The 16,991-nt window shown below is 47.0% G+C and carries 18 protein-coding genes; 5 read left to right on the top strand and 13 right to left on the bottom strand.

Annotated elements, in window-relative coordinates; genetic code table 11:
* Nucleotides 1–140: 140 nt before the first annotated feature.
* From purC to ACMUEV_RS05760, 4 genes are all read right to left on the bottom strand, one after another.
* Complete coding sequence (purC, locus tag ACMUEV_RS05775; protein WP_190653051.1) at nt 141–869, bottom strand: phosphoribosylaminoimidazolesuccinocarboxamide synthase; 729 nt, start codon at nt 867–869, stop codon at nt 141–143.
* A gap of 390 nt (nt 870–1,259) precedes the next feature.
* Nucleotides 1,260–3,764: a TIR domain-containing protein gene (locus ACMUEV_RS05770; protein ID WP_190653050.1), complete on the bottom strand. Its 2,505-nt coding sequence runs from the start codon at nt 3,762–3,764 to the stop codon at nt 1,260–1,262.
* Nucleotides 3,765–3,981: 217 nt separating this feature from the next.
* Nucleotides 3,982–4,215: a hypothetical protein gene (locus ACMUEV_RS05765; protein WP_190653049.1), complete on the bottom strand. Its 234-nt coding sequence runs from the start codon at nt 4,213–4,215 to the stop codon at nt 3,982–3,984.
* A 2-nt stretch (nt 4,216–4,217) separates the two neighbouring features.
* A complete protein-coding gene (locus tag ACMUEV_RS05760) occupies nt 4,218–4,580 on the bottom strand; it encodes a GIY-YIG nuclease family protein (protein ID WP_017290217.1) in 363 nt (120 codons plus the stop codon).
* Between the two features lie 117 nt (nt 4,581–4,697).
* Between ACMUEV_RS05760 and ACMUEV_RS05755 the strand changes: the two genes are divergently transcribed.
* Nucleotides 4,698–4,928 carry a hypothetical protein gene (locus ACMUEV_RS05755; protein WP_190653048.1) on the top strand — a complete coding sequence of 77 codons (231 nt, stop codon included), beginning with the start codon at nt 4,698–4,700 and terminating at the stop codon, nt 4,926–4,928.
* Here the strand turns inward: ACMUEV_RS05755 and ACMUEV_RS05750 are convergent.
* Entirely contained in the window at nt 4,925–5,053 is a 129-nt protein-coding gene (locus ACMUEV_RS05750) for a hypothetical protein (protein WP_277880456.1), read from the bottom strand. The two genes, ACMUEV_RS05755 and ACMUEV_RS05750, sit on opposite strands and share 4 nt — an antisense overlap.
* A gap of 19 nt (nt 5,054–5,072) precedes the next feature.
* Here ACMUEV_RS05750 and ACMUEV_RS05745 point away from each other — a divergent pair, with 19 nt between their 5' ends.
* Nucleotides 5,073–5,276 carry a hypothetical protein gene (locus tag ACMUEV_RS05745; protein ID WP_190653047.1) on the top strand — a complete coding sequence of 68 codons (204 nt, stop codon included), beginning with the start codon at nt 5,073–5,075 and terminating at the stop codon, nt 5,274–5,276.
* A gap of 3 nt (nt 5,277–5,279) precedes the next feature.
* Here the strand turns inward: ACMUEV_RS05745 and ACMUEV_RS05740 are convergent, their stop codons facing one another.
* Nucleotides 5,280–5,882, bottom strand: a complete 603-nt coding sequence (locus tag ACMUEV_RS05740) for a Uma2 family endonuclease (protein ID WP_190653046.1) — start codon at nt 5,880–5,882, stop codon at nt 5,280–5,282.
* Between the two features lie 164 nt (nt 5,883–6,046).
* Here ACMUEV_RS05740 and ACMUEV_RS05735 point away from each other — a divergent pair, with 164 nt between their 5' ends.
* Complete coding sequence (locus ACMUEV_RS05735; RefSeq protein ID WP_190653045.1) at nt 6,047–6,538, top strand: type II CAAX prenyl endopeptidase Rce1 family protein; 492 nt, start codon at nt 6,047–6,049, stop codon at nt 6,536–6,538.
* A 79-nt stretch (nt 6,539–6,617) separates the two neighbouring features.
* Here the strand turns inward: ACMUEV_RS05735 and ACMUEV_RS05730 are convergent, their stop codons facing one another.
* Nucleotides 6,618–6,911 (bottom strand): nucleotidyltransferase family protein, encoded by a 294-nt coding sequence (locus tag ACMUEV_RS05730; protein ID WP_190653044.1) that lies wholly within the window; start codon nt 6,909–6,911, stop codon nt 6,618–6,620.
* 196 nt (nt 6,912–7,107) lie between these two features.
* On the opposite strand from ACMUEV_RS05730, the gene ACMUEV_RS05725 reads away from it, so the two are divergent.
* Entirely contained in the window at nt 7,108–8,298 is a 1,191-nt protein-coding gene (locus ACMUEV_RS05725; protein WP_026148891.1) for a Coenzyme F420 hydrogenase/dehydrogenase, beta subunit C-terminal domain, read from the top strand.
* Nucleotides 8,299–8,362: 64 nt separating this feature from the next.
* Here ACMUEV_RS05725 and ACMUEV_RS05720 read toward each other — a convergent pair whose 3' ends face one another.
* Complete coding sequence (locus ACMUEV_RS05720) at nt 8,363–9,316, bottom strand: LysR family transcriptional regulator (RefSeq protein ID WP_017290226.1); 954 nt, start codon at nt 9,314–9,316, stop codon at nt 8,363–8,365.
* 389 nt (nt 9,317–9,705) lie between these two features.
* Here ACMUEV_RS05720 and ACMUEV_RS05715 point away from each other — a divergent pair, with 389 nt between their 5' ends.
* Nucleotides 9,706–10,107 carry a fasciclin domain-containing protein gene (locus ACMUEV_RS05715; protein ID WP_017290227.1) on the top strand — a complete coding sequence of 134 codons (402 nt, stop codon included), beginning with the start codon at nt 9,706–9,708 and terminating at the stop codon, nt 10,105–10,107.
* Between the two features lie 116 nt (nt 10,108–10,223).
* Here the strand turns inward: ACMUEV_RS05715 and ACMUEV_RS05710 are convergent, their stop codons facing one another.
* The 5 genes from ACMUEV_RS05710 to ACMUEV_RS05690 form a co-directional block, all read right to left on the bottom strand.
* Complete coding sequence (locus ACMUEV_RS05710) at nt 10,224–11,525, bottom strand: CO2 hydration protein (protein ID WP_017290228.1); 1,302 nt, start codon at nt 11,523–11,525, stop codon at nt 10,224–10,226.
* A gap of 61 nt (nt 11,526–11,586) precedes the next feature.
* On the bottom strand, nt 11,587–13,104 hold the full coding sequence (locus ACMUEV_RS05705) for an NADH-quinone oxidoreductase subunit M (RefSeq protein ID WP_036046528.1): 1,518 nt from the start codon (nt 13,102–13,104) through the stop codon (nt 11,587–11,589).
* 50 nt (nt 13,105–13,154) lie between these two features.
* Complete coding sequence (locus ACMUEV_RS05700; protein WP_017290230.1) at nt 13,155–15,053, bottom strand: NAD(P)H-quinone oxidoreductase subunit F; 1,899 nt, start codon at nt 15,051–15,053, stop codon at nt 13,155–13,157.
* A 353-nt stretch (nt 15,054–15,406) separates the two neighbouring features.
* Entirely contained in the window at nt 15,407–15,856 is a 450-nt protein-coding gene (locus tag ACMUEV_RS05695) for a hypothetical protein (protein ID WP_017290231.1), read from the bottom strand.
* Nucleotides 15,849–16,985 (bottom strand): CO2 hydration protein, encoded by a 1,137-nt coding sequence (locus ACMUEV_RS05690; protein WP_017290232.1) that lies wholly within the window; start codon nt 16,983–16,985, stop codon nt 15,849–15,851. Before ACMUEV_RS05690 ends, ACMUEV_RS05695 begins: the two co-directional genes overlap by 8 nt.
* Nucleotides 16,986–16,991: the final 6 nt, after the last annotated feature.

Here is a 16,991-nt window from a genome sequence, read left to right as displayed (position 1 = left end):
TCAAAGCAGACACAACAACATCACAGAAGTTAGTCACGATCCCGCTAATCGGCAAGATTGTACCGCACCCTGAGTATCAATACCCATCCATGTGAAGGATTTTCAACTGGCTGATGCTGCATTTTTCAACATTTTGCAGATCATACCGTCTGACCTAGCACCCTTTCCATTACTTGCCGATAAGCACCTTCCACATTTCCCAAGTCCCGCCGGAAGCGATCTTTATCTAAGACGCGACGATCGGGATCGGTTTCGGATTGATCCCACAGCCGACAGGTATCCGGGCTGATTTCGTCTGCCAGGATAATTTCTCCGTTCGAATCTGTTCCAAATTCCAACTTAAAGTCCACCAATGTAATGCCACATTGCTGAAAGAAAGTTTGCAAGACCGAGTTAATCTGGTTTGCCATTTGAATCAGTTGCTCGATTTGCGCGGCTGATGCGAGATTGAGCACTCGCAGTCGATCGGGAGTCAATAAGGGATCTCCGAGCGCGTCGTCTTTGAGGTAGAACTCGACGAGGGGGGGATTGAGGGTCGTGCCTAACTTCAGTCCTGTCTGTTGACAGAGACTCCCCGCTGCAATGTTCCTGACGACGACTTCTAAGGGGATAATTTTGACGGCTTTGACCCGCATTTCGTTGCCTGAAGTCTGCTCGATGAAGTGAGTTGGGACTCCATTGGCAATCATTAATTTGAAAAGATGGGTGGCGATCGCGCAATTCATTTCGCCTTTGCCCTGAATGCTGCCGCGTTTCTGAGCATTAAAAGCCGTCGCGTCGTCTTTGAAATATGTCAGCAAAACTTCTGGATCTTCTGTAGCGTAGAGAATCTTAGCTTTGCCTTCGTAGAGTTTTTGACCAACAGACATGGGACGACAAGAATTTTAGAACGCTCATCATTGTACCGCTCCGGAACGTGGCATGAGTGAATCATGAATCTGTTCGTGCGATCGCGATTTCTCCAGTGCGAACAAGCTGTGGATCGTGAGCGAATCCTTCTAACACAAGGGAATTATGTATATTCCGCAGGGCGAATCGAATGCGACGCAGGGTGAATCGAATGCGACGCAGGGTGAATTTTCGTATTTCCACACAACGATCAAGAATGCGATCGTGAGCAAATCTTTCTCGTGCAATGAATCTTTGTTGTTTTTGAAGTGCGATTGCGGTTCGAGCGTTGTAGGAGAGATCGCCCTTCGGTTCAAAACTTCGATCGAGGAAAACTTCCCCATTCCCCCCATTCCCCTACTCCCCCATTTCTAGAGTTGATCGATCGGCAACAGCAGCTTATCTTCAATTTCCTGCCGCACCTCCTCACTGACCTTACCCTCCTTGAGCAATTCGACCAGAAATTTATTGGCATCGTAGTAATACCATAAAGCCTGCCTCTGGGATTCGCTAAACTGCCAGTCGTGACCAATATTCCTATGTTCGATCATGATCTGACGCAATGTTTGAATCCACTGCTGTCCTTCGCTACACCACCAATGCTTGAAGGACTTGAAACTATTCCATGACAAGTCTTGGGGTAGCTGTTTTCTAAGCTTTTGTAATTTTTCTACCATCTCCGGGTCGAGAGCAAAGTCAAGGCTACGGGAGAGGAAGAGGTTGAGCTTACGGGAGTGATTAAGGACGCAGTTGAAGTTAGCACGGATAGGGTAGAGAGAGAAGGAGCGGGCGAGGAAGAAGGAGTAGGAGAGGTCACAGTCAAGGGCGAGGTCATCGATGTGGGAGAGGGTAATGCCACGGTCGAGGTCGAGGATGTTGTCGAAGTGAGAGATGTTCCTGAGTAATAAGTCGCTGCTAGGCAAGTGGATTTCGTCGAGGGTGTGGTCGAGGGCAAAGATGAGAACGAGGTAAAAGTAAAATGCCCGAAACACCGAAGATCTCCATGCCGCATCAACGGATTCAGCTTTTTGACAAACCCATGTCAGAAACTCCTGACATTTGGCATCGTAGGAGATAGAGAAATCGATTGTCTGTTTAATCAGCTTGAGTAATTTGTCAGAGGGTTGAGATTTGACGAGTTGCTTCACCCGCTCTTGCCACTGTTGATTGGCTATCTTGCTAGCACAGTGCTCAGGAGGAAGTTGAGTCAGCCATTGCATTGTGAAGTGTTCCTGAAAGGTGAGGTGGGAGAACGACCATAGCTGATCAGCCCGTTCGACCAGTAATCCATGCTGCGCCTCGATCGCTCTCAACACCGCCTCCCCATCCCTCAAATTGTTACGCCTGACAAATTTGGCAATCTGCCATATCAAAGAATTCTGCTCAAACAACACAAAGTTTTCTGGATGCTCAAATTTCCACGCTGCAAGCTTGGTGAGCAGTTGCTTTTTCTGTTCCAGAGTGAGGGCGCGATAGACTTCGTTTCCAATCTCCCATTCAGGAATTTCCTTCAGCTCATTCCATCGCTCTAGCAGTAAATTGATTCCTTTGTCGTAGAGCGAAGCTGCTTGAGTTGGTAAGTCTCCTGTATCCTCAAACACCCAGCACATCAAACTCAACAGGACTGGCGTGACGGTCAATTCTTTAAGGGCTGGATTCTTATCAATCTCACTTGCAAATGTTTGCCATTGCTGCCAAGCTTCGTGTTCTGTCGATCCACTCGCCCGAAACCAATTCTCGACAAATCGCTGCACTTGCTCTGAAGTGAAATCTGCTACCTCGACCGCCGTAAAACCCTGCGGCATCTCTCCAGTAATAATCTGAGTCCGACAGGTCAGGATAAATCGATTGCTTGCATATTGTGACTTCTGAGCAAGTTCGCATACTTGCCTTTGTACATCCCCTCGAAACAGACTGCTCGGAACTTCATCCAGCCCATCCATCAAGATGAGTAGCTGCCCTTGCTCTAAAAGCTTTTCTGTCTGCTGAGAAGATAGCTCTAGCTGTTCAGAAATTGCATCTAACAACTTCCAGTTTGTCGATCTAATCCGCCGTAATTCAATTAAAACTGGAATTAGATCTGGTTGAAACCGCTCTTTACTGCAATCCACTGCCAAATGCTTGAGAAACGTTGTTTTTCCTGCTCCCGGTTTTCCTAGAATCAGCAAGCGATTGTTTCGATTCGCAACGGTCATTCCCTCATCGCGGCGAATACGATCGCCCAACCCTAAGCGATCATTCCGAAAATCAAACGATGCCAGCATCCCCGATCCCGCTTGATATGTCCGAGGAGAACGATTCAGCAACCACACATCAACATAAAGCTGATCGACTCTAATCTCAGTTTGATTTAGTAGGCGAATCGAGTTGTATTGAGAAATCATCTTTTGGCGACAGCGCGATCGAATTTCTTCAATCCGTTGCTGCTTCTCTGTCGCAACCTTCCGAATTCCCTTTGCAATTTCTGTAAAAACCTCATCTTCATCGTCCCACTTTGTCACAGGTTTAATTCCACCACCTGTTACAGTTGGAAGCCCCTGAAGTTTGCCGAACGGCGCAGACTCCCAATCGCAAGAACGCAGAATCACCGGAATCACACGAGCAAGCTTTTGATTGTGAAGCTCGATCGCGCGTTGCATCTCCTTCTCATAACAGTAATCAGAAGCTAGAAAATCAGCACTGACGAGCAGCAAAATTAAGTCAGCCGTATTCAAGTTTTCATCGATTTCTTCTGCCCATTCATTTCCAAGCGGAATCATTCGATCGTGCCAAGTTCCGATCACACCCTGTCGCTCAAGCAATTTGAGATGAGTATTCAGTTTCTCTCTCAGATGCTCGTCTTTGTGCGAATAGGAAATGAAAAGCTTCAGCGTCATGGGGCAACACTCATCAGCGATCGAAGAGAATGAGAGAATTCTTTCTTCTCAATGTAATCAATCCAAGGTCTTTCAGTCTAATTTGAAAAAATTACGATCGCGCACCACTAACCCCTGAATCTCTGCGATCGCACGCATTAGCCAATTCAGCGATCGCCATCAAAAAAGCCACAACCTCATCAGATTGCAGCTTCTCATCACAAATCCATCCGTCGTTTTAACTCAGACCCGTTGACTTGCTGCCAAAATCTACAGAAACGGGATTGCAGCCCGGAAAATTGACCGCATCCTCATCAAGAAAACCAGCGATCGCCATTTCAATCACAGCCTCAACGGGAAAATTCACCTGCGCCGCATAAGTCAAAAGTCCCAACCGAATCTTCTCCGGCAGTCCATCTAGAAATGCTTGAGCTACCTCTGGGCTAAGATGTTCACGAGTTTGGGCTTGCATGATTATTCCTCCCGCTTCTTACGAACGTTATAGCGTGGCTGTGCAGATCGGATCATCAGTGTTTCGAGTCGATCGCCCTCTCGAAAAGACTGAATCGTGAGCAGTTCTACCGCAATACGGATATCAAAAGGACTGTAACAATCCAGAAACGCCCAAAAAAAAGCCTTATGCCCATTATCTCGAAATCGCCGCCGCAGACTCACCGCTAACCCAATATACAAGATTCCTTCTGCTCGATGGCGCACAGCATACAACCCACCGACAGCAGGCATATTTCTAAACTCACGACTTAGCGGATAGCACTCATCAAAAGGCATCAAGGATAGCCGATTTAGAATTGTTTGGGCTTCTTCCTCTAACTGCATCGTGGTAAAGCCGCCTCTTGAAATAGATGTTCGTAAGGCGCAATTTTACCACTGTAAGATTGTGGAAGAATAAACCACTTATAAAGTCACATCTACTAGCCAGATGAGAGATGAACCATGACTTCCAGCAGTATCGAATCCTTCAATCCAGAACCAGAAACCATCGAGCATTTAAGCCCAGTTGCAGCCCGAATGATGTTAGCCGCATTTCCGCCCCACATTCAGGCAGCATTTGAACGACGCGCTAAAGCCATTAACTATCCCGTAGAAGCCGTGTTAGAAATGGCAATTGTAGGTTTCCTCGACGGAGAAGCTCTAAGTTTCGTCGATTGTAAACCTCGATATTAGAGTTTGCGATCGCACTCATTCGCCATTGCATCGATCACTGAACCGTGATTTACGATCGCGAGAACGATTATTGCAAGTTGAACAGCTTGGGTTAGCAAGGATTCCAGATTAAGATGAAATTGCACGCCTATGTGACTCGATCAAATGAGCGCTCAAAACTATCCCTTTGCTCAGGAATTCATTACAGATGCGGAAGGAAAAATTCGCAAGGTTGTGATTGATATTACGGATTATCGGAAGTTAATTGAAGCGATCGAAGATGAAGGACTTTATTGCGTCATGCTCGAAGCTCGTCGCGAGAAGCCTCTGACTTTGGAAGAAGCCCGCAAGGAAATGGGAAACGAGTAACATTTACCAAATCTTCGCCATCCGCAGCACAAATCCTGGGAGTTCTGGATCACCGCTCACCATCTCAGGTTGCTCCAAAATCTCAGGCGATTGACCCCGACGATAAACGTGAACCGTCGTGTTTTTGCGATCGATCAAAAACCCCAACACTGCCCCATTCTCGATGTACTCTTGCATCTTCGCTTGCAGTCTGCTTAGCGTATCACTCGAAGACCGAAGTTCAATCACAAAATCAGGACAAATCGGCGCAAACGAAGCTTTTTGCTCATCAGTTAACGCATTCCACCGCTCTGATCGAATCCAGGAAGCATCTGGCGATCGTGTCGCTCCATTCGGCAACGTAAACCCTGCACTCGAATCAAATACCTCACCCGTCCCATCTTGGTCAGCCCAGTTTGCAACTTGCTGACTAATTTTCATGTTTCGATTGCCCGTATCCGAGAAAGCAGGCGGCATAATAATCACTTCTCCCTTCGCCGTCCGCTCAATTCGCAAATCTCGATTTGCTAGGCAAAACTCATAAAACTGCTTGTCTGTCATCTGTACCAGCGCCGGAAAGCTAACGGTTAAAGGAATTGGCTCAGATTGAATCAGCAACGTCGTCATGATTCCTGCTCCCGACTCAGTACATTTACACTTCAAATGTAATCCTAATTCTAGACGAACTGATTCCGAACTCACGAGCCAATTGAGCGATCGCCCACCTTTCACCCAAATCCTCAGACCTTCTTGTGTAGAATCATCGCCATTACGAACCGAGAAAACTAATCATGAAAGTTTTACTTCGACTCCGGGATGCACTTCTCACCGTTCCAACGTGGAGAGATTGGCAAGAAGCGCTCGTACTCCTCACACTCTTCGGCGCAATTTATTTACCGATCGGTTTCAGCCTAAACTTCCTCAAGTTCCAGCCCGAGTCAAACTGGCAAACGATCATTGCCGTTCTCTTCAGTTCGTTCTGGATGCCGGGAGTGAATGAAGAACTCATATTTCGAGGCTTGCTGATTCCTCGGACTGGTTCGCGAAAATGGGAGATCGCTTTTAGTTGGCTCTTATTTTTGCTCTATCACCTGCATCCCTTCGTACCTGCATTCTTCCGAACACCTGCTTTTTTGATCGGCGCAGGACTTGTGGGAATGGTCTGTACGATTTCTTATCTCAGAAGCAAATCGATCTGGACAGCGATCGTCTTGCATTGGTCGATCGTTGCTAGTTGGCTGCTAGTGCTAGGTGGATTAGATTTATTTCGCTCGCAGAGGTAGCAAGCGTAGATTCATAAATTTGGCGACTTCGCGATCGCATCCAAAATATCCTGAAGATAGTCCTCCGTATATCGTTGACTCACAGATAAACAACCTCTGCTAAAATCCGTTCCCCAATCCGAGGCTTCAAGCCAGATTTATGAACTAAATCCACTTTGATGCCGAGACTATCACTGAGGTAGTTCTCTAAAGTGACAAATTTCAATAAACTGGGTATCTCAGAAAACTCCACCAGCAAATCAACATCACTCGTTTCTGTCTGCTCTTGCCTTACATAAGAACCAAAAATTCCCAATTCTTTCACGTGATAGCGCTCTTGCAGAATTGGCTTATGCAGCACCAGCCATTGTCGAATTTCCTCTAAATTTTTCATCGCATTTTATCTGGCTCATCTTCTAGATCCTAATTCATCGGTCGATCGTCTAGATTTAGCTCCTGATATTTGACCTTTAATCTGTTGCCATCGACCAATTCATCCGGGACATTGCGAATCGCAATCTGAGTGCATCGATCGCACCCCCGTTCAAGGTATTGTGATCAATAGCGATCGAGAAAATTCTTTTTTAACAATGACCCTAGTTCCTCACAAGAAAGCAAAAGCGCTAAAACCGTCGAGCCGTCGTCCTGCGAAAGAACTGTGCAGCGAATGTGGATTGTGCGACACCTACTATATTCACTACGTTAAAGAAGCCTGCGCGTTTATCAATCAGCAGATCCCCGAACTCGAAACTCAAACGCACGGACGCAGCCGAGATCTAGAAAACGAAGACGATCTGTATTTCGGAGTCAGCCAAGACATGATGGCAGCCCGCAAAACAGAACCGATTCCCGGAGCGCAATGGACAGGAATTGTAAGCACGATCGCCATTGAAATGCTGACTCGCGGCATGGTCGAAGGGGTCGTCTGCGTTCAAAATACCGAAGAAGACCGATTCCAACCCAAACCCATCATCGCCACAACACCAGAAGAAATTCTCGCAGCTCGGGTCAATAAGCCAACACTTTCCCCGAATCTCTCAGTTTTAGAGCAGATCGAACAATCGGGAATGAAACGGCTTCTCGTCATCGGAGTCGGGTGTCAAATTCAAGCTTTGAGAGCCGTTGAGAAAAAACTGGGGCTTGAGAAGCTTTATGTTTTAGGCACACCTTGCACCGATAATGTCACCCGTGCCGGCTTGCAGAAATTCTTAGACACCACCAGTCGATCGCCCGAAACCGTAGTCTACTACGAATTCATGCAAGACTTCCAAGTGCATTTCAAACACGAAGACGGCTCAACTGAATTAGTCCCCTTCTTTGGCTTGAAAACAAACGAACTCAAAGACGTGTTTGCACCCTCTTGTCTCAGTTGCTTTGACTATGTGAATTCGTTAGCCGATTTAGTCGTTGGCTATATGGGTGCGCCGTTTGGGTGGCAGTGGATTGTCGTGAGAAACGATCGCGGACAAGAAATGCTCGATCTCGTTCAAGACCAGATTGAAACTCAACCCGTGATGTCAAAAGGCGATCGACGTCAAGCCGTCCAGCAAAGTATTCCGGCTTACGATAAAGCAGTCACATTGCCGATGTGGGCAGCAAAACTCATGGGCGTTGTGATTGAGAAAATCGGGCCGAAAGGATTGGAATATGCGCGCTTCTCGATCGATTCTCATTTCACTCGCAATTATTTGTATGTGAAACGCAATCATCCTGAAAAACTAGAGCAACATGTTCCCGACTATGCAAAACGCATCGTCGAACAATATAAATTGCCGGATTGAAGCTGAAGCCGTTAGAAGTTGGAAGTGTTGAAGCACTCCAACTTCTAGCTCCACTGAACAAGAGCTACACCTCAACTTTTTGCGGTTGCTGTTGTTCCATGCCCAGCAGCGAAGTTGCTTCAGCCACCTGCTTCCCTTCATTCATCAAGTAATCGTAGAAGGCTTTCGCGATCGCAGAAAGCTGCTTTCCAGACGGATGCACCACATACCAAGACCGCTCGATCGGGAAGCCTTCAACATCCAAAATCGTCAGTTGATTATTTAACCCTTCCAGCGCCAGCGTATGCTTCGAGAGAACAGATAATCCCATTCCACCCGCGATCGCCTGCTTAATCGCCTCATTGCTGCCCAAATCGAGCTTCACCTTCAAGGGCAACCCGTGAGCATCAAACAACTTCTGCACCGCCTTCCGCGTCCCCGATCCGGGTTCCCGCATAATAAACGGCTCCTCACAAATCCGTGAAATCGGAATATTCTTCTCATGTGCGAGCGGATGCGTCCGGGGAGCAAGTACCACCAGCGGGTTCTCCATAAATGGCTCACAATGAGCATCCGAATCATCCGGCAACTGACTCAGAATGTACAAATCATCCCGATTATCTGCCAAGCTATCTAGCACGTACTGATGGTTCGTTACCGTCAGCGACACATCGATCCCTGGATACCGCTGACAAAACGGCCCCAAAATTCTCGGAATCACATACTTCGCAGTGGTAACGACCGCAAGGCGCAACGTCCCCTGCTTCAACCCTTTGAGATCAGCCACCGAAATCTGAAACTGATCCAGCCGTTCAAACACATCTCGACAAGTCGAGTACAACTCTTTGCCCGCTGCCGTCAGATACAAACGTTTACCGACTTGTTCAAAGAGCGGCAATCCAACTGTTTTCGACAGTTGTTTGACTTGCATCGAGACGGTTGGCTGAGTGAGAAACAATTCCTCAGCGGCGCGTGTAAAACTACTATGACGTGCGACCGCTTCAAAAACTTTTAGTTGGTGCAATGTAGCATTTTGCAAAGCGAACTCTCCTAATTCGAGAAATGGCAGATTGACAAGCGGAAAAAACTTTTAATCGGAGCATCAAAAAACCACTGTATAGAATCAAATCTATGTTTTTCATAGACAACAGTGATTTTTTCTTATAGGTTTTGTAGCTATGATAATGCATAAGAGCATATTGCTCCCTTCCAATCTGGCGTTGTACGATTCAAAGTTTTGTCGGAGCGAGTCGCAGATTGTAGTTTTTGCAGTCCGTTGCTTCCCTTCAGTCTATGGCGTGCAACGCTTTCCTTATGGCTGCTAACAGAGATTTTCTAACTGAACTGAATTAGCGTCCGGTTGGTATGTGATGCTAATGGTGTGAAAAATTCTAGCCTCCCTTTTGTCCTTTATTTTGCGATCGCACTATGGCAGACATTGTTGATATTGCAGTTGGCGCGGGTTCGTTTACGACATTAGTAACGGCAGTTCAAGCCGCGAATCTAGTCGATGCGCTGAAAAGCCCGGGACCATTTACGGTGTTTGCACCGAACGACGAAGCGTTTGCTAAGCTTCCTCCTGGAACCATTCAAACGTTAGTGCAAAACATCCCTCAATTAGCTCGCATCCTGACGTTTCATGTCGTAGCTGGTAAGTACATGAAAGCCGATTTAGAGAAACTCGGATCGCTGCCTTCGCTCGAAGGCTCACCGATTCCATTTCATTTTGAGGATGGGTTCGAGGTGAAGAATGCAACCGTCTTAGCAGCAGATATCGAGGCAGATAACGGCGTGATTCATGTGATTGATACCGTGATTCTGATGGGTTAGATATCGGGTGAGTTTGAAAGAACGATCGTCATTTAGACGATCGTTCTTTTTTGTGAAATGAAGTTGCGTTGTCAGGAAATATCGCTCTCTGCAATTCCTGACAACAGCGCGTCATTTTACCGATAATCCTGGCTTTGAATCTCCCGGATTCGGGATTCTGGGCGCAAGAATCGATCCAACTGAGATTCAAAGAACCGTCGATTCGCCATCAAGTGATTCGGGTTTGTATCATCCAATGGATACAGCAATGCACAGCGTAATGCCTGAATCACGGCAGAAGTCACGCAATACATCGATCGCTGAAAACTGACGGCAAGCTGCACCAGCATGTCATCCTCACCGCGACAATGCTGCTTATAATAGTCCACCAAATAAGGCGGCAAGAAGTGCAACATATCCTGAGCTAAGAATGTCGGCGGAATTCCAGCCGTTCCCACTGGAAACTTGTCCGCATACAGAACACCGTAATGGAAGTCCTTTTGATCGTCAGGAACCTGTTTTGCCTGAGCGTTGTAGGACTTCGTACCTCGGAACGGAGACGTTCTGTAAAAGACAGCTTCTACATAAGGCAACGCTGCCTCATATAACCAGGTGAATCCTTTTGACTTAGGAATAATTTCAAAGCATTCACCATCAATGTACACATGATGATAAATTGGGCGACCTGCGATCGCGAAAATTCCATTCACAAGGAAGTCCATCGCTTGCGGGACAGTCGCTATCTTCCCTTCATCATACAAATCTGACATCTCGAAGAATACAGGAGCCATCACTTCCCAGAACAATCCGAGATTCGCATAGTACGATGCTTGACGGCACTGTTCCATAAACATATCTGGAAACAGCTTGTACAATCCTGCCATCACTGGATTCTTGCGGAAATAAGCCTTGATGGCGCGATCGGCATTCGCCTTATATTCATCGCTATCGAGATACGGATCGAACTGATTCACCGGAACATACATGCCACGATGCCACAACATCGATCGCATACATTCTTCCGCAAACTCCATGTTGATGCGATCGTGCCAAAGGTGATGCAACGCGCGCGGCAATTTCTGATTGAGTTCGCCCTTTTCCATAAACTCAATCAGTTCTGGATGCGCTTCTGCTGTGCCTCGCCAAATCCGCAGATCAGCGTCATCGCCTGCATAGTGATTGTGGCGCTTCATATACTCATCTGAGATGAAATATTTGAAGATGGGCAGCGGATTCAGAAACACTTGCTCACCGATATAGAGCAAATCGCGCCAGTAAAAATCCATTGGCACAGCATACGCTTTGTATAGCCCAATAATCTGCATCAGATTCTCAGGCGTATCGGGAAGCATTGCACCCCCTGCTTCCAAACGATGAATCACGTCAGCAAAAGGATGCTGTGATGGGGGCAGCTTCGTGCGAGGAGCGGGCATGTTCATGGTCAGTTCTCTCCTGGATCAAGAATGCAAATGAGCGATCGATGATGGGTATCCGACCGTACTAGGAACGATCAGCAGAATTAAAAGCAACTTGCTCGGCTTGAGGTAAAGCAGCCGTGACGAGAGCCTTGGTCGTCTGCTCACTCCAGCACACTAACCAAGTTGGCTGAATTCCAAGCCAAAAGATCAATGCAGTCAACGCTAAAGCCGGAACATACTCGACAAATCGCACCTTCGGGAAGTAAGCCGTCTTGTTGTCTAACTTTCCAAAACAAGTCCGATTCAGCAGAATCACAAAGTAAACCGCAGTCAGTCCTGTCCCCAGAATCGCGATCAAGGTTTGCCACGGGAACCGAGCAAAACTACCTTGGAACACCAAGAACTCAGCAACAAAGCCTGCTAATCCTGGAATCCCAGCACTCGCCATTGCAGCCAGAATCAACAACGCACTGGTCAGCGGCAGCCCCCGAATCGGATTCAGCAGCCCGTTGAGAATATCGCGATCGCGCGTTCCAGTCTTCGCCTCAACTAATCCAACCAGATAGAACAAGAGCGCCAAGATCAACCCGTGAGCCACCATCTGCGACACTGCGCCCACCATTGCGAGCGGAGTCAAAGCAGCAGCACCGAGCAACACATAGCCCATATGCGCGATCGAGCTAAATGCGACCATTCGCTTAATATCATGCTGCGCGAGTGCAGACAAAGCACCATATAGAATCGAAACGGCTGCAATAATCGCTAATCCAGGACTGACAAGCTGCCACGAGTCTGGAAATAAGCCCAAGCAGAATCGAACTAAACCGTAAGTTCCAAGCTTCGCCAAAATTCCACCTAGCAAAATTGCAACGGGAGTCGAAGCTTCGACATACGTATCTGGTAGCCAAGTGTGCAGAGGCACGAGAGGCGTTTTGATTCCAAATCCAACCAGCAATAGGGTCAACAGAATTAACTGCGCGTTCTGTGGCAAAGCAGCAACATTGATATCTGCATAATCAAAGCTCGGTGCATGACTTAACCAGGTCACACCCAGGAATCCTGCCAAAATCAGCATCCCAGACATTGCGGTGTAAATCAGAAACTTCATTGCCGCATATTCGCGCTTCTGTCCACCCCAAATCAGAATCAGCAAGTAGAACGGCACTAATTCCAATTCGTAGAACAAGAAGAACAGCAGCAAATTCTGAGCTAGGAATGCCCCTGCAACACCCGCATTCACAATCAGGAGCATCGAATAAAACAAGCGAGGACGTTGTAGAACTTCCCCAGTTTTCAATCCGAACGTGCCACTAAATGCCACGAGCGCAGTAATCAAGCTGCCTAATGCCAGCAAAGGAAGAGATAAACCATCCACTGCCAAGCTGTAGCTAATTCCCAACGTTGGAATCCAAGCGTGATATTCCTGCATTTGGAATCCGGGCACGCTGAGATTGAAATTAAACATTAGCACAATCGTCCAAAGCAAAATTGCGCTAGAGACTGCGATCGCACTGGTTCGAGCTTGTTTTTCAGACAAATTTGGGACTAACCCAATGACTAACGCCCCAATGAGCGGTAGCCAAATCAAAGGACTCAGCATCATAATGTTTTCCTTTCGCAGATCGGTTCTAGAGGGAATTTAGAGGCTTCTTAACGCTGAACATTCATCACAATGTCAGTCGCACTTTGAGGGAATAGCGAAATCGAAACCTGCGACAGAAAGGGCAAGCTCAACAACACGCTGATCAATGCAATTCCAAACAGAATGGTCAACATATAGAATTGCGATTGCCCAGAGTTGCTATACCGCAGATTGCGTCCACTAATCAGCGTCAGTACGCCAAATAAGTTCAATCCACCATCGACGAGATATTTATCAAACCAAGAGGTAATTTGAGAAACGAGCGCAACGAGGAAAACAACGGTGCTGCGATACAGATTTGGCGTGTAGAAGTCATACGCCAACAAATCTTGCACTCCTTTCCAAGGCAGAACCACAGGTTTCGCAATGTTCTTGTTGAGATAGACGATCGCGCTTGCGGCAATTCCTGTCACCGTTGACCAAATCAGCAGCAATGCCAAATCTGTATTCACTTCAGCCCAACTTGGCAACAGATTCAAGGCTTGCATAATCAACGGCAGATGCAGGATAAAGCCCATCAACACGATCATCGGCAGTGCCATCCAGTAGTGAATTTCTGGCGATCGCTGAGCCATCTGTTTCGACTCGCCTTTAAACACGAGACAAAAGACTCGCGTCACACCAAATGCGGCAAAAGCATTCACTAATAGAACCACACCCACAAGCCAAGGCTGCGTTTCCCAGATTCCGGTCGTGATTTTGAGCAATGCCCAGAAACCGCCCAACGGGGGAAATGCAACTAAGCCCGCTAATCCAATTAAAAAGCTCAATCCAGAAACCGGACGACGCGACCACAATCCACCCAACTGCGTGACATCTTGCGTGATGCTATTCCAAACGACTGCACCACTGCCCATGATCAACAGCGCTGATGCCAAAGCGTGAGACAAGACCAACAGCAAAGCAGCATCCGGTTGCTGCGTTCCCACAGCAATGAACACCAAGCCCATGTATGCCGTCACGAGATAAGATTGCGTCCGTTTGATATCAATCTGCGCGATCGCGATCAACGAACCCCCGATCGCACTGACTGCACCAATAAAGATCGTCACGCCTAACACCGTCGGAGACAACGCCAAAACGGGTTCTAACTTAAACAGCACCCAAGCTCCGGTTGCAACCACGACCGAGTTCCGCAGAATTGAAGCGGGAACTGGTCCTTCCATCGCCTCATCGAGCCATAAGTGCAGAGGGAACTGCGCGCATTTACCCATTGGACCTGCAATTAGCGCTAATCCAACCAAAGTAATCACTTTCGGATCAACCTGAGCCGTTTTTGCCCATTCTGCCAGTTCATTAAAATCCCATGTTCCTGCTAGGGGTAAGAGTGCGACCACACCCATCAACAAGAACAAGTCGCCCAACCGCTTCGTTAAGAATGCATCTCTCGCACCCGTGACGACGAGCGATTGGTTAAACCAGACTCCGACCAGCAGATAAGTTGCAAGGGTCAGAATTTCCAGAATAAAGTAGGAGAAGAACAAAGAATTGCAGAGCACTAAAGCAGTCATTCCCGCTTCAAAGAAGGCAAGCAGCGAGAAGAATCGCGCCCATCCCCAATCCATCTCCATGTAGCCAAACGCATAAGTTTGTGCCAGCAGGTTAATCCCGGTTACGAGGACGATCGCACCAACGCTAAGAGTCGAAATTTCGATCGGAATCGTCAGATTTAATCCTGCGACATCGAGCCAAGGAATCAGAATTTCCTGGGGAGGTTGGTTCCAAGTTGCAGGCAGTGCAAAAGCAGCGTGCAAGAAGGAAGCAAAAGACATCAGACCGTTAAGGTAACCGGAAGGACGAGGACCTGTCCGCCGTGTGATACCCGGAAACCAAAGGGCGGACAAAATCGCGCCCAAAAGAGCATAACAAGGGATTAACCAAATGCTCTGGAGCAAAGGGTGAGCCATCGAAATTCACCTCTAGATAGCAAGCTGAACCAGTCAGAAATTTGAGATAGAAAAAATTGCGCCGAACTCTACGCGATCGCGCTGCAGAATTAAGGTTTAGATTCCCTTAATGATTTGTGTTCCCTTAATATTTACCACACCTAAACATTGAAAGAAACCTTGCTATCGCGAGAGATCGACCGCTGAAATTCAATGGCTGCAATACATATAGTATTTAGATTATGGTTTCAATTCACCGAATCAATTATTGTCGATACTGATTTCCGAGATTGATAGATTTCTATGGTTAATCCAGAAAATAGCTTGTAGCTCAATAAATGTTTTTTTGATCAAATTTTATTGAGAAAAATCTATCAGTCAAATATCTTAATCTGATTAGAATCCGCTCTGAAAATCACGCGATCGCCATACTTTAACCCTGAAATGAAAGGAGCAATCACTTCTACGATCGAGGGATTCTGAAAATGTCCAATCTTCGTTTCAGGATGCGGATAGTAAACGAAACTCTCAAAGCTTTGATGCTGATAGATAATCTGACAGGGGACAAACGAAAAATTCTCTGGAGCAAATCCTTCTGCCCACTCAACATCTCTAAAGACATAGGGAGCAGCAAGAATTTCAAATCGTTTCGGACTGATATCAATGTTCAACGTGCCCGGAAAGCACGCGGTCAAATCAAGTCCACGTGCCTTAAAAATCGGAGTCTGCATCTCGATCGTGCCTTTCGGGTAGGGGCTATGTTCAGCTTTACCTGATGCGACCCCGTACCCTGCTTGCACAGTTCCATCAATTTGTTCAAACATCACAAGACTGGAAAGTGAGTAGCCTCGACTCTAACAATTTATCCATCCAACCTTCTAGATACCTGCGATTGATTTCTTGTTCTTTCGGATCTTGAGTCTCAATTGGATGCGGAGCCAAGCCCAAAATTGCGGCGGTCGTCACACAGAACATTGATTTCTGGAAGCTGTAACAAATTTGAACTCTCAGATCCGTTTCGCCTCTGACCGAGTGCCGATAAATCTCATGCAGATATTCTGGCAAGTAATGCGTCATATCTTGCATCAGCAAGGTGGGCGGAATTCCGCCACCCCCGATCGGTAACGGATCAGCATAAAGCGCCCCGTAAGAGAATCGCTCTTGCTCTAGCGGAATTTGGCGCGCCTGAGCATTGTAAGAAACCGTTCCCATAAACGGAAAAGACTTAAAGAAAACTGCCTCAACATAAGGAACGGCAGTATCCATCAAGAAAGTCAGCCCCGCAGATTTTGGCATGAGGTCGTAAGTCTGACCCTCAATTTCAACACTCAGCGTAATCGGCAAGCTCGCATTGTTGACTAAGCCTGCTTTGACATGATTGACGACATCCTGAATCGTTTTGATTTCGCCACGATCATAGCGATCGCTCAATTCCAAGAACATCTCACTCATGACCGTCCAGAATTGTCCAATCCCGCTGTAGTAGCAAGATAAGCGAACTTGCTCTAGCAAAAAGTCTGGAAAGACTTTTGATACACCTTGAATAAAGAGATTCTTTTTGGTTTTGGCTGCGATCGCTTTTTTTGCTAGCTCAATGAATTCAGCGCTATCGAGGTAAGCATCTAATCCACCTCCCCCGTGCCACATCATGGCTTTCATACAGTACTCAGAGAACTCGTAATTAATGCGATCGTGCCACCAATGCTTGAAAAGCTTTTGAGTTGTAATCTCGCCATCAAAGTACTTGAAGAACGGAAATAAGACTAAAAATTGCTTCTCAGCAATAAAGTTGAGATTTTTCGAGTAAGCGCCTAAGACAACGCCATAGCTTTTCAGGACACCCACAACTTCAACTAAATTCTGAGGCGACTCTGGCAACAATGCGCCACCAGATTCGAGGCGCTCAATGATGTCAGCCAAGGGATGCGTGGATTTGATCGGGGCAGCAACCATAACTTC

This window comes from Leptolyngbya sp. FACHB-1624, from assembly GCF_047649235.1.
In the GTDB taxonomy this organism is placed as follows: Bacteria; Cyanobacteriota; Cyanobacteriia; order Leptolyngbyales; family Leptolyngbyaceae; genus Leptolyngbya; species Leptolyngbya boryana.
Note: the sequence above shows the minus strand (reverse complement) of the source record. Positions and strands in the feature narration are given on the sequence as shown.

Excerpts from the sequence above, each read along its gene's own strand:
- purC (WP_190653051.1), bottom strand. The coding sequence starts at position 869 with ATGTCTGTTGGTCAAAAACTCTACGAAGGCAAAGCTAAGATTCTCTAC.
- ACMUEV_RS05770 (WP_190653050.1), bottom strand. The coding sequence starts at position 3,764 with ATGACGCTGAAGCTTTTCATTTCCTATTCGCACAAAGACGAGCATCTG.
- ACMUEV_RS05765 (WP_190653049.1), bottom strand. The coding sequence starts at position 4,215 with ATGCAAGCCCAAACTCGTGAACATCTTAGCCCAGAGGTAGCTCAAGCA.
- ACMUEV_RS05760 (WP_017290217.1), bottom strand. The coding sequence starts at position 4,580 with ATGCAGTTAGAGGAAGAAGCCCAAACAATTCTAAATCGGCTATCCTTG.
- ACMUEV_RS05755 (WP_190653048.1), top strand. The coding sequence starts at position 4,698 with ATGACTTCCAGCAGTATCGAATCCTTCAATCCAGAACCAGAAACCATC.
- ACMUEV_RS05745 (WP_190653047.1), top strand. The coding sequence starts at position 5,073 with ATGAGCGCTCAAAACTATCCCTTTGCTCAGGAATTCATTACAGATGCG.
- ACMUEV_RS05740 (WP_190653046.1), bottom strand. The coding sequence starts at position 5,882 with ATGACGACGTTGCTGATTCAATCTGAGCCAATTCCTTTAACCGTTAGC.
- ACMUEV_RS05735 (WP_190653045.1), top strand. The coding sequence starts at position 6,047 with ATGAAAGTTTTACTTCGACTCCGGGATGCACTTCTCACCGTTCCAACG.
- ACMUEV_RS05730 (WP_190653044.1), bottom strand. The coding sequence starts at position 6,911 with ATGAAAAATTTAGAGGAAATTCGACAATGGCTGGTGCTGCATAAGCCA.
- ACMUEV_RS05725 (WP_026148891.1), top strand. The coding sequence starts at position 7,108 with ATGACCCTAGTTCCTCACAAGAAAGCAAAAGCGCTAAAACCGTCGAGC.
- ACMUEV_RS05715 (WP_017290227.1), top strand. The coding sequence starts at position 9,706 with ATGGCAGACATTGTTGATATTGCAGTTGGCGCGGGTTCGTTTACGACA.
- ACMUEV_RS05710 (WP_017290228.1), bottom strand. The coding sequence starts at position 11,525 with ATGAACATGCCCGCTCCTCGCACGAAGCTGCCCCCATCACAGCATCCT.
- ACMUEV_RS05705 (WP_036046528.1), bottom strand. The coding sequence starts at position 13,104 with ATGCTGAGTCCTTTGATTTGGCTACCGCTCATTGGGGCGTTAGTCATT.
- ACMUEV_RS05700 (WP_017290230.1), bottom strand. The coding sequence starts at position 15,053 with ATGGCTCACCCTTTGCTCCAGAGCATTTGGTTAATCCCTTGTTATGCT.
- ACMUEV_RS05695 (WP_017290231.1), bottom strand. The coding sequence starts at position 15,856 with ATGTTTGAACAAATTGATGGAACTGTGCAAGCAGGGTACGGGGTCGCA.
- ACMUEV_RS05690 (WP_017290232.1), bottom strand. The coding sequence starts at position 16,985 with ATGGTTGCTGCCCCGATCAAATCCACGCATCCCTTGGCTGACATCATT.